This is a genomic window from Armatimonas sp., from assembly GCF_031410135.1.
Lineage (GTDB): Bacteria > Armatimonadota > Armatimonadia > Armatimonadales > Armatimonadaceae > Armatimonas.
Map to the genome: position 1 here is coordinate 1 of NZ_JANNYP010000589.1, position 13,303 is coordinate 13,303.

Annotated in this window: 7 protein-coding genes and 1 pseudogene; 6 read left to right on the forward strand and 2 right to left on the reverse strand. The window is 60.5% G+C overall.

From position 1 onward, the window contains the following. Window positions 1-171: 171 nt before the first annotated feature. On the forward strand, window positions 172-6,288 hold the full coding sequence (locus RMO15_RS21605; protein WP_309717003.1) for an alpha-2-macroglobulin family protein: 6,117 nt from the start codon (window positions 172-174) through the stop codon (window positions 6,286-6,288). A 69-nt stretch (window positions 6,289-6,357) separates the two neighbouring features. Here the strand turns inward: RMO15_RS21605 and RMO15_RS21610 are convergent, their stop codons facing one another. Then, window positions 6,358-7,467 (reverse strand): phosphodiester glycosidase family protein, encoded by a 1,110-nt coding sequence (locus tag RMO15_RS21610; RefSeq protein ID WP_309717006.1) that lies wholly within the window; start codon window positions 7,465-7,467, stop codon window positions 6,358-6,360. Between the two features lie 95 nt (window positions 7,468-7,562). On the opposite strand from RMO15_RS21610, the gene RMO15_RS21615 reads away from it, so the two are divergent. Continuing rightward, on the forward strand, window positions 7,563-8,456 hold the full coding sequence (locus RMO15_RS21615; RefSeq protein WP_309717010.1) for a hypothetical protein: 894 nt from the start codon (window positions 7,563-7,565) through the stop codon (window positions 8,454-8,456). A gap of 154 nt (window positions 8,457-8,610) precedes the next feature. Here the strand turns inward: RMO15_RS21615 and kynU are convergent, their stop codons facing one another. After that, entirely contained in the window at window positions 8,611-9,744 is a 1,134-nt protein-coding gene (gene kynU / locus RMO15_RS21620) for a kynureninase (protein WP_309717013.1), read from the reverse strand. A 21-nt stretch (window positions 9,745-9,765) separates the two neighbouring features. Between kynU and RMO15_RS21625 the strand changes: the two genes are divergently transcribed. The 4 genes and pseudogenes from RMO15_RS21625 to RMO15_RS21640 all read left to right on the forward strand — a co-directional run. Beyond that, entirely contained in the window at window positions 9,766-11,112 is a 1,347-nt protein-coding gene (locus RMO15_RS21625; protein ID WP_309717016.1) for an extracellular solute-binding protein, read from the forward strand. Continuing rightward, a complete protein-coding gene (locus RMO15_RS21630; protein WP_309717019.1) occupies window positions 11,109-12,014 on the forward strand; it encodes a sugar ABC transporter permease in 906 nt (301 codons plus the stop codon). The genes RMO15_RS21625 and RMO15_RS21630 overlap by 4 nt, the downstream gene beginning before the upstream one ends. Window positions 12,015-12,017: 3 nt before the next feature. Next, entirely contained in the window at window positions 12,018-12,836 is an 819-nt protein-coding gene (locus RMO15_RS21635; protein WP_309717022.1) for a carbohydrate ABC transporter permease, read from the forward strand. 77 nt (window positions 12,837-12,913) lie between these two features. Next, a pseudogene (locus RMO15_RS21640) lies at window positions 12,914-13,303 on the forward strand (hypothetical protein); the annotation flags it as partial.

The window sequence follows — 13,303 nt, forward strand, 5'->3', positions numbered from 1 at the left end:
GGGTCAAGTTTTGCGTCATGTGACTGCCTTAAACCTTTTGCAACAACGTATTCTTAAACTGCTGGATTCTTTGCCAGAGGTGTACATTCGCCTGGTGGAGCAATCTGTTTTACCGCCACAAAAAATGAGCGAACCATGAGCTATAATACAAATTATGGGGAGTACAGGGAGATGACGAAGCAACGGAAATATGGAGCACTGCTAGGGGTACTTGCTTTGGCGGGAGTTGCGGGCGCGACGTACCTACGAGGCGGCGAGGTAGTAAGCGCCGCTGAAGCAGGAGAGGATGTCGAGGGACTGCGCTTCCGGCTCTCCGCAGGAAAGCTTACCGGGGGTGAGAGCCCCGCAGAGCGCCTGCCGATTACGCCTGCCCAAAAACTCTCGGATGCGGATGCCGATAAGATCCTGGCACGCGTGAAGGCCATTGCCACGCAGCCCGATGATGAGAAAGACTTCGCGCTCCGTGAGGCATCGCTGCCCGCGCCGCGTGCCGGTCAGACGATCACGGCAGAGTTCCCTCCAAAACCCACGCAAGCCACCGCTCCGGTCGTCGAGTCCGGCACACTCACTCTACGGCGCTTCCAGCCCGAGGGAGAAGTTCCGCTGGCAGATCGCGTCAGCCTGACGTTCTCGCAGCCGATGGTCGCGGTCACGGGTCAGGAAGATGCCGCCGCACGTGTGCCTGTCACGCTCAGCCCCGAGGTGCCAGGCAAGTGGCGCTGGCTAGGCACTCAGACCCTGATCTTCGACGCAGGCTCTGGTAAGCGCCTCCCGATGGCGACCGAGTTCTCGGTGAGCCTCCCGGCGGGCACGAAGTCGGTGACGGGCGGTGTGCTAGAGAGAGCACAGAACTTTACGTTCAAAACGCCTGCGGTTCGCTTGCTGAGCTATGGCCCCTACAATGGCAGTGTCGGTCAGCGCCGTGACCCGCTGATCTGGCTGAGCTTTGACCAGAAAATAGACCCCGATGCCGTGCTCAAGACCGTGCGTGTGCTCGCGGGCGACAAACCGGTCAGTGTCCAGCGTGCCAGCCAGAGCGAGCTCGAGAAAGCCGTCGGCAAGAGCGAGACACCCGAGCCCTGGCTCGCCCTCAAGCCCGTGGGAATGCTACCCGGCGATACGCAGATCACGGTGCAGGTCGGCCCCGGAACCCCGAGTGCGGAAGGCACACGCGTCACGGAATCAGCGCAGAGCTTCTGGTTTCGCACCTACGGCCCCCTAAAGCTCATTGAGCAATCCCCCAAGCGTGACCAGAGTGTCCCCCCAAGCGCGGGCTGGTCGCTCCGCTTCACCAACCCTCTTGATGTCGAGGTATTTGATCCCGCCTGGGTCACGGTTTCCCCAGCGACTCCGGGCTTGCAGATTACGACAAGCGGCGAGTACCTTCAGCTGTACGGCCTCAAGAAAGCCCGCACGACCTATAAAGTGACCGTCTCGCCCAAGCTCAAGGATAGCTACGGACAGAACTTAGAGGGCATGGAGCCCGCCGTCTTTACCGTCGGTGCCGCCGAGCAGCAGCTCTCTGGCCCCTCGCAGATCTTACTGGTGCCTGACCCCGCAGCGGCTCCTCGCACAGTCTTCTCTAGCGTGAACGTCCCCAGTGTCAAGGTCAAGCTCTACAGCGTGAGCAGTGCCGATTGGGATGCCTGGCGCACGTGGCAGAGCAACTGGGAGGAGCGGCGCAAGGGCGCGACGCCTCCCGGCAAGCTGATCAAGGAGCAGGATGTAGCGCTCACAGGTGCCGACGACACGCTCCACGAAAACGATCTCGCGCTCCCCAAAAATGGCAGCACGCTCATCTGGTGGGAGGCAAACGGCTGGAAAAAACGCAACCAGTACGACGAGCCCCCGCGCGGCGCGGCCTGGGTTCAGCCCACAAAAATCGGTCTGACGGCCTTTGCCGATGGCGACGATCTCTACGCGCTGGCTACGGAGCTGACGACCGGTAAGCCGATCAGCGGTGCAGAAGTCAGTATGGTCGGCAGTGGTCAGAGCGCGAAGACGGGCAAGGATGGCCTGGTGAAGCTGGCGCTGATGGACAAGCCGGGCACGATGCTGGTCGCCAAGCGTGGCAACGAAAGCGCCTTTCTGCCGTCGCGGTTCTGGCGCTGGGACGAGAGTAGCTGGCGCAAGCAAGGGCGCGGGACGCAGTCGCTCTGGTTTGTCTGGGACGATCGTCAGCTCTACAAACCCGGTGAGAAAGTGCATGTCAAGGGCTGGGTGCGTCAGTTGCCTGGTTCTAAGCTCGCCGCGCTAACCCTTCCAGCAAGCGCTCCTCTGACCTGGCAGCTCAAAGACAGTCGGGGTAATGAAGTGAGCAAAGGTCAGGCCAAGCTCAATGCCTGGGGGGGCTTTGATGTGGCCTTTGAGCTTCCCAAGACCATCAACCTCGGGCAGACGAGCTTAATGTTCGTTGGAGCGGGTGGCGCGATGAACCACAGCTTTAATGTGCAGGAGTTCCGCCGCCCGGAGTTTGAGGTCTCGGCCAAGAGCGAGAGCGCGGGGCCGCATGTTATTGCTGACCCAAAAGGGGCTGACCTCTCGGCCAAAGCCGCCTACTACGCGGGTGGCCCACTCCCCGGCGCACAGACCACGTGGACCGTCAACGCCTCACCTAGTAGCTACACCCCGCCAGGCCGTAGCGAGTTTACGTTCGGAAAATGGACTCCCTGGTGGAGCTATGGCGGCGGCTTCGAGGACGGCATCAGCTTTCGTGGGGGCAGAGGGGGCTTTGGTCGTGGAGTGCGCCAAGCCAATCTGACACAGAATTTCTCAGGCGTTACCGACCCGATGGGTGTGCACCGCCTGCATCTGGACTTTGACGGCGTCAAACCCGCACAGCCCTACTCGGTGAGTGCCCAAGCGGTGATCCAGGATGTCAACCGTCAGGCGCTGGCAACCAGCACCTCGCTTCTCATTCATCCCTCGGCGCGTTATGTCGGGCTCCGCAGCAAGACGACTTTTGTGGCGCAAGGCAAGCCGCTGGTGCTGGAGGCACTGGCCTGCGACATTGACGGCAAGGCCGAGCCGGGCCAGGAGATTCAGCTCCGCGCCGCTCGCCAGGAGTACGAGTGGAGCAAGGGGCGCTACCAGCTTGTGGAGAAAGACATCCGCGAGTGGACGGTTCGCTCCAGCAAAGAGGCCGTGGAGACCCAGCTGGGCGCTCCGGCAGGCGGACAGTGGAAAATTAAAGCCACGGTGCGCGACAGTAAAGAGCGCCCCAACGAGAGCGAGCTAACCCTCTGGGTGGCGGGCGGCAAGCCCAGCCCCCGCCGTGATCTGGCGCAAGAGCAAGTGACCCTGATCCCAAGCGCGAAAGAGTACACGCCGGGTCAGACCGCCGAGATTCTTGTCCAGGCCCCGTTCTTTCCTGCCGAGGGCGTGCTGACCCTGCGTCGCAACGGCGTGATCCAGACCGAGCGCTTCAATGTTAATGGCCCGACGCACACCGTCAAGATTCCGATCCAGGAGGCGTATCTTCCCAATATCCACGCCCACATCGAGCTGGTCGGAGCCGCTGCCCGCACCGACGACGACGGCAAGGCGCTCACTAAACTCGCCAAGCGCCCCGCATTTGCAAGTGGCGAGCTGGATCTCTCTATCTCCACGGCCAGCAAAAAACTCACCGTGGTTGCGAGCCCCAAAGCCGCGGCACTAGCGCCTGGCAGCGAGACCGAGGTCTACGTCAGCGTGAAAGACAGCAACGGCAAGCCCATTGTCGGCGGCGAAGTGGCGGTGGCCGTCGTGGATGAGTCCGTCCACGCCCTGGCAGGCTGGAGCATGGGCGATCTCGTCGCCGCGTTTCATCCCCGCCGTGGCAGCGGTGTGAGCGACTGGCACCTGCGCAGCTATGTCAAGCTCGAAGACCCGCTTAAAGTAACAAATGCCAGTGGTGTGGAAGTCGCAAAAAACGGCATGATGCTGGGCGGAAGACGCAGCGGTGCACCGGGCGGCGGCGGCGGCTTCGGCGGCGGCATGATGGCGGATGGCCTGGCTATGGAGTCTAAGACTGCTCCTTCCTCCGCGCCCATGTCGGGGATGGTTGCCAAGCCGATGAAGACCAGAACCTTAGCCGACGAGAAGCCAGGTGCTCCCGAAGCCCCCGAGCCTGCCATCGCGGTGCGTACCAACTTCGATCCGCTGGCGCATTTCTCGCCGAGTGTCGTCACGGACTCCGATGGCACGGCGCGGGTGAGCGTGAAGCTACCGGACAACCTGACGCGCTACCGAATTGTGGCGGTGGCGGTGGCGGGTGCCGACAAAGGCGGGAGTGGTGAGGCATCGCTGACGGCACGCCTGCCGCTCATGGCCCGCCCGTCTGCGCCGCGTTTCCTCAATGTTGGGGATAAGTTCGAGCTTCCCGTCGTGCTGCAAAACCAAACCGACGCGCCCATGACCGTGGACGTTGCCGTGCGTGCGACCAACGCCACGCTCACCGACGGTCGTGGACGGCGCGTGCAGATTCCCGCCAATGATCGTGTGGAAGTCCGCTTCCCCACCGAGTCCGCCAAGCCCGGCACCGCACGATTCCAGTTCGCCGCCGTGGCCCCCTCCGCCCCCACAAGTGGGGGAACTTTTGCTGATTCGGCAGAAGTTTCCCTACCCGTCTGGACTCCCGCAACCACGGAAGCCTTCGCGACCTATGGCGTGGTGGACAAGGGCGCGATTGTGCAGCCCGTACGTGCACCCAGCGATGCCAACCCCGCGTTTGGGGAGCTAGAGATCACCACGTCGTCCACGGCGCTCCAAGAGCTGACCGATGCCTATATCTACCTCGCCAGCTACCCCTACGGCTGCGCCGAGCAGATTAGCTCGCGCGTGCTCACCACAGCGGCGCTAAAAGACGTGCTCAGTGCGTTTAAAGCCACAGGAATGCCCAAGGAGAGCGAGCTGAACGCCGCGATGGCACGCGATCTGGCGCGCCTAGGCGAGCTACAAAACCCCGATGGGAGCTTTGGCTTCTGGGCACGCAACGAGCGCCCCTGGCCCTATCTGGGAGTCCATGTCGCCCATGCGCTGGTTCGCGCCAAGCAGAAAGGCTTCGCCGTCCCTGACCAGACCTACAAGCGCTCACTGGCCTATGCAAAAGCCATCGCGACCAAGTTTGAGGAATTTTATTCGCCACGCTGCCGCCGGATGATCACCGCCTACGCCCTCTACGTCCGGCATTTAGCAGGCGACTCGGACAAGGTGAAGGCGAAAGCCCTCCTGGCTTCCGCACCACTCGACGAGCACGGCCCGGAGACCATCGGCTGGCTGCTCAATGTTTTAGCAGGCGACCCCGACCTGGCCAATGTCCGGCGCTGGCTGGACAACAAGGCCACGGAGACGGCGGGCGCGGCGCACTACACGTTCTCCTACAGCGACGGTGCCTATCTGGTTCTTTCTTCGGATCGCCGCGCCGATGGAATCGTCCTGGATGCCCTGATCGCCGACCAGCCGCAGAGTGATTTGATTCCGAAGCTGGTGCGCGGCCTGCTCGATGGCCGCAAGCGCGGCGCGTGGGGCAACACGCAGGAAAACGCGTTTATCTTACTGGCGCTCGACCGCTACTTCCGCAAGTTCGAGGGCGTCACCCCCGACTTTGTGGCAAGGCTCTGGCTGGGAGAGAAATTCGCCGGGGAGGGCACGTTTAAGGGCCGCACGACGGATCGGATCGCGACCAAGATCCCCATGGCGACTCTCACCGAGAAGCCAGGGATGCAGCCGCTGACGATTGACAAGCAGGGCGCAGGGCGACTCTACTACCGAATCGGCATGCGCTACGCTCCCAAGAGTCTCCAGCTGCCTGCCGCCGACTACGGCTTCTCCGTGAACCGTGTCTACGAAGCGATAGACAATCCCTCGGATGTCAAGCGCGACGCCGACGGCACCTGGGTGGTCAAAGCCGGAGCCAAAGTTCGGGTCAAAGTCACGATGGTAGCAACTACCCGCCGCTACCACGTTGCCCTCACCGACCCGATGCCCGCCGGTTTCGAGGCTCTCAACCCCGAGCTACGCGGCACGGAGATCTCGGCCAACACGGCCTCCCCACAGATCGCCGGGCGCGGAGGCTTTGGCCGCTTCCCCTACTACTGGTCGTGGTGGCACTGGTATGAGCACCAGAACCTGCGCGACGAGCGAGCGGAGGCGTTTAGCTCCTATCTCTGGGAAGGTGCCTACGAGTACAGCTACATCTGCCGGGCCACGACCCCTGGGACGTTTATCGCCCCGCCCGCCAAGGCCGAGGAGATGTACGCCCCCGAGACCTTCGGGCGGAGCGCCAGTGATCGGGTGCGCGTCGAGTAGGCTCTTCGGCCATCTCCCCGGCTTCGCCGACCCTCTTCCCCGCTTGTTCGCAAGCTCACGGGAAGAGGGTTATTTTTGTTCGCGGATAACCCAGTACATGAGCGAGCCTGCGTGGGGCGCGCCCGTAAAGCTCGGGGAGTAGCTCTGGGAAGAGGCAAAGGTTCCCATGGGCGGAATCAGAAAATAGTTGCCGCTCGGCTGGCGGTAGACCAGCTGATCGACATCGCCCCCATCGCTATTGATCGCGCCCCAGACCCCCAGCTTGAGCCAGAAGTTCTGTAGGTCGGTGAAGGTCCAGCCACCCCCGAGCGGGATGCCATACTCAACCGCCCAGTTGCTTATTGCCTCTTCATCGGGCTCTTTCACCAGCAACAGATAGAGGCGCTTTGAGTCTTTCGTCCAGCCAAATGCGATGCGGCTGGTACGCATCCACTCAAAGTTCTTGCCCAGCTCGGTGTAGGGCTTCCCATCGGCCTGGAGCCCTGGTGTTTTGGGAAGCGGCGCGAGACCGTAGGGCTTGCCCTCTAGCACCAGGCAGTGGGCCGCCCCCGACGAAAACTCAAAGGTCTTCTCGATGGTCGCCGTGTCCGGGCGCCGCAAGTGCGTAAAGACCGGCCCACTCTCAGTATTGCGAACCCCAAAGGTCCAGCGGTGGTTCTCCCCGTTGGCGTAGTGGGACTTCCCCGCAAGCATTACCGGCGAGACATGCCAAGCCGTCCCGCTTGGCCCGCTGCTATCGTAGCCATAGTAGAGCCCGTTGCAGGCCAGCAGAACCGTACCCCGCCCCTTCTTCTCCAAGTGCGACACGACCTGCGCCACACCTCGCTCGTAGATTTTGGCTTTATTGTCAAACGGAGTCGCATCGTCTTCGTCTTGGTCGTAGATCTCCAGTCGGAGCTTGGGATTGGCCGTCAGATCGAACTCAAAGAACTCCAGACGCGTGGCATCGTGCGACGAGACCTGCTGCCAGTGGGTGACACCAGGCCAGAGGGTCTCTTTGGTCGCGTTCGGCCAGGGCCAGGTCGCCTGAGGGTGTGGCGCATCCACCGCCTCTCCAGAGCGAAAGTGCAGATCTCCTACAAAGCGTGCCTTGGCAATCGCTCCTGCCACCAAAACAACCACGAGAATGCTTGCTCCGATCCACAAGCGTCGTTTCTTAGGCTGATTTTTCCTTGCCATTTGCCTCAATACTGACAAAACTCGACAAAAGTTCCTCACTTGAGGCCGCAACCAAGTGCTAGAGTTGTACGTCCTATACCCCAAGGAAAGATGTTATGAGTTTACGTTGTGGCGGCTGTGGAGCCCGAAAATCCTCACCCTCGTCGGCCTGTACGGTCTGTGGAATGACGCCCGTACCCCGTCGGAGTACACCTCCACCACCATCTGTAACATTGGCTCCCCCAATATTGACGGGGGGGGCCACTCCCACGCCTCCCAATCGTCGCCGCCAGAGTTTTGTCGCACTGTTTTCTCTTGTCGCCGTCGTGGGCTGCTCTGGCTTTCTGCTGGCCCGCGCCAGCAATCCTGGTGGCCTTCTCTCCGCCCCTGGCAAACCAACAGGGACAGGAGGCGGACTCTTCAGCGGTATGCGCCAGCCCATGCCTGCCGACGTGATCGCTTACCTGCGCTGGCTCAAGTGGTTTGAGAGTGAGCGCCACCGGATGCAGCTCAACCAGATATTCTCCCTCGCGCCGCTCGCCACCACGGCTGCCTACGCTGACTTGCTCTCCGAAGATGCTCCCCCGATCCAAGGGCCACCCGAGCTGGCCGTTGCTAGGCGCTTCGAGGAGAGAGTCAGCCCCGTGGTCAAGGGCTGGGGCGCGACCGTCGAGGTATTCGACAAACAGCCCGTGCCAAGTGCTTGCCAGGAGCTGTCTCAGAGCTACCGCACCGGGCTCACCAACACGAAAAGCGCTATCGGAAGCATTCTGGAGAAAACGGTCGGCACCATTCGCCAGATCGCCGGTCAAAAGAACAAAGAGGAGCTTGCCAGCCCGACTCTGAGCTGGCTACAGGATCAAAAAGACAACAAGTCTCTCTCACACAGCGCCGACGATGGTTTCTACATCGCCAATGCGGCTCTGGCAAGGCTACGTAGCCAGTACCGCGAGATTCCCATAGACATTGACCAGGCACACTTTCTCATCCAGCCCGACGCCGCCCCGTGAACGGGGCGTCTGCAGTGGCGCAAGCGCCGCAAAGCCCGTGCCGGGCTGTAGACTTGGTAGCCCGACACGGGCTTCGCAGCCGCAGGCTACCTAGACGCCTCATTCCATGGGGCGGCAGAACGATTCGTGAAAGAGGCTTGGCCTGAGTTAGGGATTACGGAATCAGGCTGGCTTCGATCTCAAGTGTCTCTTGTTCAGTGAGCATTTTGAGAGTCGTGATGGCAGTTTTGCAGTCCGCTTCGGTGGTATAGAGCGGGTGTGGGGCAAAGCGGATGAGATCAGGCGGGCGGTGGTCGGGGATGATCTGGTGCTGACGGAGCGCCCGGCAGAGTGCGGCGGCGTGGGGGTGCTGGATCGCGATATGGCCGCCACGTCGGGCGGCGTCACGCGGCGTCACGACGGTAAAGCCTGCGTTTTCGGCCTCGGTGCGCAGAAGTGCGGTGAGAGCCAACGACTCTTGCCGCAAGCGCTCAATGCCGTAGTCCGCGAGCGCCTTTACCGTGGCTTCTAGCGGGGCAAGGGAGAGAATGTGCGAGGTGCCCAGCTGGAGTCGTGCGGCTCCCTCGGCGGACTGGAGCGTGTCGTCGCCTGCGAAAAGTGCGTCTTTGCGGCTCCCAAACCAGCCCTGGAGTCCGGGCGTTTTCTCGTGGTGGCGAGCGTTGAGATAGAGCCCACCGACACTGCCAGGCCCGGCGGAGAGCCACTTGTAGCCACACCAAAACGCTGCGTCGCAACCCCAGGCATCAAGCTGGTGCGGGACAATACCAATCGAGTGCGCCAGATCCCAGAGCAAGACAACTCCGTGCCGCCTGGCGGACTCGGTCAGGCGCGGCATGTCTAAGAGCTGGCCTGTTGTGTAGACCACCGATGGCAGAACCGCACAGGAAAACTCTCCCGTGGCAAAGGCAACCTCAATCTCGGCTTCGTCTGGCGCGACGGCAACAAGCCCCTCCGAGACTCCGCGTAGCTTGAGATGGCTCTGGAGGGCATAGCGATCCGTCGGGAACGCGCCGTGCTCGATCAGCACTTTCCCTTTGCCATCATAGAGCGTTGCCAGAAGCTGATGGAGATTGACCGTGATCGAGCCCATCGCCACCACACTTTTCGCCTCCGCACCGATCAGCCGCGCCAGCTGCGCTCCCGTCCGCTCCGCCAAAAACAGCCACGGGTGCGTCCCCTCCGTCCAGCCATGAATGGCAAGCTCCCGCCACTCGGAAAGCGTCCGTAAAACCGCCTGCTCTGCCTCATCCGTGAGAAGCCCCAGCGAGTTGCCATCAAGATAGACCATTGGTTGGTATAATACCGGACAATGCGTGCATTTCCTTACGGCCCCGCCCCGCTGGCGATTCTTTGCCTGGCGGTTGTTTCGGGGCTTTTTCTCGCTAAAGATCAGGCGAAAAAGCCAAAGCGGGCGACCCTGACCTACTGGACGTTTGCACGTCCGCACTATGAAGCCTACCAGAAGGCACTCCCGAAGTTTCTGGAAGAGCACCCAGGCGTGAGCGTTGACCTGCAGCTGGTAGATGGTCAAGGGCTCAACCAGCGGCTCCGGGCGGCCTTTCAAGCAGATCTGGATGTCCCAGACATGGTGGAGATCGAGATCAGCGCAGCAGGGTCGTTCTTCCGGGGGCCAAAAGAGCACATCGGCTTTTTAGACATCACGGATCGCCTCAAATCTGAGGGGCTCGATAAGAAGATTGTCGCCAGCCGGTTTGCGCCCTACACCAACCGGGGCAGTATCTTTGGGCTACCCCACGATGTGCACCCGGTGATGCTGGCCTACAACCGTGAGAAGTTCAAGGCGCTGGGCCTTGACCCCGCGCAGCTCGACACCTGGGAGAAGTTTATCGAGGCGGGCATTCGAGCCAAGCAGCCCGGCACGCAGTATATTTTAGAGATGTCTGACACCGGCATCTCGCAGCTGGAGCTCTGCCTCTTCCAGCGCGATGGCGGCTATTTCGACCCCGATGGGAAAGTGATCTTCGACAACGAGACGGGAATCGAGACCATGAAGTGGTATGTGCCACTGGTCGCGAAAAACAGCAAGCGCCAGATTGGCAATGCCCTCTCCAGCTCGTTTGGACAAGTGATGACCCAGGCGCTAGAGAGTGGGTACTTTCTGAGCGTTGTCACCCCGGACTGGCGCAGCAAGAACCACGAGAAAGATGTGGCGAAAATGTCGGGGAAGATGGGCCTGATGCCCATGCCCGCCATCAAGCCTGGAGGCCGTCGCACGAGCACCTGGGGCGGAACCATGCTTGGAATCACCAAGGCGTGTAAGAATAAAGACCTCGCCTGGGACTTTGCCAAGTTCCTCTACCTCAATGAGAAAGACCTCGCCGAGCGCTACGCCGACACCAATATCCTGCCCCCCGTGCCCTCGGCCTGGAGCCAGCCCGCCTTTGACAAAGAGTACCCCTACTACGCCGGTCAGAAGATCGGACGGGACTACGCCGCGCTTGCGCCGCAGGTTCCCCCGCAGTACGCCAGCGCCTTTGTGGAGCTGGGAAAAGGCAAGCTGGGCCAGGCACTGATCCAGTGCGTAGAGTACTACAACAAAAATGGCGAGGATGCAGGCTGGGATGCGTTCGTCCGCAACACCGTAAAATCCCGCGCCGACGAAGTCCGAAAGCAAATGGCGAGGAACCCCTTTTGAGAGAGAGCTCTACCTTTTTTAAGAAGCAACAGAAGCTTGCACCGTATCTGTTTGTCCTGCCCTTTGTGGTGACATTCTGTATCTTCTCGGCCTACCCGTATCTCAAGAGCCTGACCTACTCGCTCTACGCAACCAGTGGGCCAAAAGATGCCAAGTTCGTGGGGCTGGGTAACTACCAGTTTCTCTGGGGCGACCTGGATTTTCGCAAAGCCGTTGGAAATACAGCGCTCTTTGCGGTGCTTTCTGTGGCGATTCAGCTCCCGATGTCGCTGGGGCTTGCGCTGCTGCTCTCGCAAAAGTGGATCAAGGGAGTCAAGCTCTGGCGCTTGGCCGTCTTCGCTCCCAACCTGATGGGCCAGGTGGCGGTGGGCGTGCTCTTTGGCGTGCTTTTGCAGGCGAAGTTTGGTCTGGTCAATATCGGGCTGGCCGCGATTCTGGGGCCGCAGTGGCTGGACCAGAAGTGGCTCTCGGAGCCAAATAATGTCCTTCCTGCACTGGTCGTCGTGACGGCCTGGATGAGTATCGGCTACAACATGATCTACTTTCTGGCCGCGCTCCAGAACGTGGATCAGGAGCTGATTGAGGCCGCGATGGTGGACGGTGCCAATGGCGTGCAGCGCTTCCGCGCCGTGACTCTGCCTGCCATTGCGCCCGTGATGGCCTTTGTGCTAGTCACCATGACGGTCGGGAGCTTCCAGCTCTACGAGCTTCCTCGCACCCTACTGGGCGGCGGTGGCCCGGACAACCGTGGCCTGACGATCATCATGTACTTATTCAACAACGGCCTGCTCTCCGGTGACCTGGGCTACGCCTCAGCGGTCGGTTGGACATTGGCGGTGATGCTGGCCGCCATTGCTGCCCTTCAGATCTGGCTCTCGGGCACCGCAAAGAAGGACGCATAACCCATGAAACTCCTCGGCAGGATCCTTACCTACGTCCTTCTGACCATCGCAGCTTTCTCAGCGCTCATCCCCATGTGGGAGCTGTTTTCGTCGACGCTACGCCCCTCGGGTGAGATGTTCTCACAGTATCTCTGGGCCTCGCACCCGACCCTGGAGAACTACAAAGACCTCTGGGAGCTTAAAAGTCCTAACTACATCCGCTCGCTCTTCAACTCACTCTTTCTGGCCTGCTCGGGCGTGATTCTGCAGCTCTTTTTCTGCTCGCTGGCGGGCTTCGCGCTAGCCAAGTACGAGTTCAAGGGCAAGAAGGTTCTGATGGGAATCCAGCTCCTGACGGTCTTCATTCCGGGTGCTGTCACGCTCGGCCCCGGCTACCAGCTCATGTACCAGCTCGGCCTGGTGGATACCTACTTAGGAATGCTGATCGGCTCGGCGGGCAATGTTTTTGGCATCTTTTTGTTCCGCCAGGCTATCCTCGCGGTGCCCGACGAGCTGATGAACGCCGCGCGCATTGATGGCTGCTCGGAGTTTGGGATCTACTGGAATATCATCATGCCGATCGTGCGCCCCATGACCGGCGCGTTCTGCCTGCTGACGTTTATGGGAAGCTGGAACAGCCTTTTGTGGCCGTCTATGATGCTCCAGAACCCCCAGCACCACACGCTCCCCATCGCCCTCTCCAGCCTGGTGGGCCTCTACAGCCAGAAGTACGGGATGATGATGGCCGGAACATTCGTCATGGTGCTCCCCGTGATCGTCTTGTTCTTAGTGCTCCAGAAAGAGTTCATCTCCGGCCTCACCAGCGGCGCGGTGAAGGGGTAGGTTTGCCCTCCTCTCTGCGCTCCGCTTTTCCCTCTTTCCAATCCTGGGAGACAGGATTGGAAAGAGGGGAGAAGTAAATGATGGATGCATTTGTTTGTTTCCGTGATATTTATAAAAAAGTAGTCTATCAGGAACGCGAGGTTGAAGATCGAACTGTTCTGAGCATGTTAGAAAAGGTAGCAAAGCCCACAGCGGAGCTTTTGAAACCTCTGGAAGCCTATCAATACGAAGGCACAGATTATGTAACAGACGATGGTTTGGAGAACTTGTACGCACTGAGCCGAATTCATGATCAGGTTGTTTGCGAGCTATACAGACCCAAGATTCCTGATACCTTCAAAACAATCTATGCTCGGTGGAGTGAGCAAGTTGGTTTAACTGTTTCGGAACGCCAAAACTATCACCCTTTCTGGCACGAGATCGTCGAGGTGATTGAGGATGAGCAAGCCACCGAACCGATCCAAATT

Bases quoted from the DNA above. Each gene is read 5' to 3' on its own strand.
- RMO15_RS21605 (WP_309717003.1), top strand. From the start codon at position 172: ATGACGAAGCAACGGAAATATGGAGCACTGCTAGGGGTACTTGCTTTG.
- RMO15_RS21610 (WP_309717006.1), bottom strand. From the start codon at position 7,467: ATGGCAAGGAAAAATCAGCCTAAGAAACGACGCTTGTGGATCGGAGCA.
- RMO15_RS21615 (WP_309717010.1), top strand. From the start codon at position 7,563: ATGAGTTTACGTTGTGGCGGCTGTGGAGCCCGAAAATCCTCACCCTCG.
- kynU (WP_309717013.1), bottom strand. From the start codon at position 9,744: ATGGTCTATCTTGATGGCAACTCGCTGGGGCTTCTCACGGATGAGGCA.
- RMO15_RS21625 (WP_309717016.1), top strand. From the start codon at position 9,766: ATGCGTGCATTTCCTTACGGCCCCGCCCCGCTGGCGATTCTTTGCCTG.
- RMO15_RS21635 (WP_309717022.1), top strand. From the start codon at position 12,018: ATGAAACTCCTCGGCAGGATCCTTACCTACGTCCTTCTGACCATCGCA.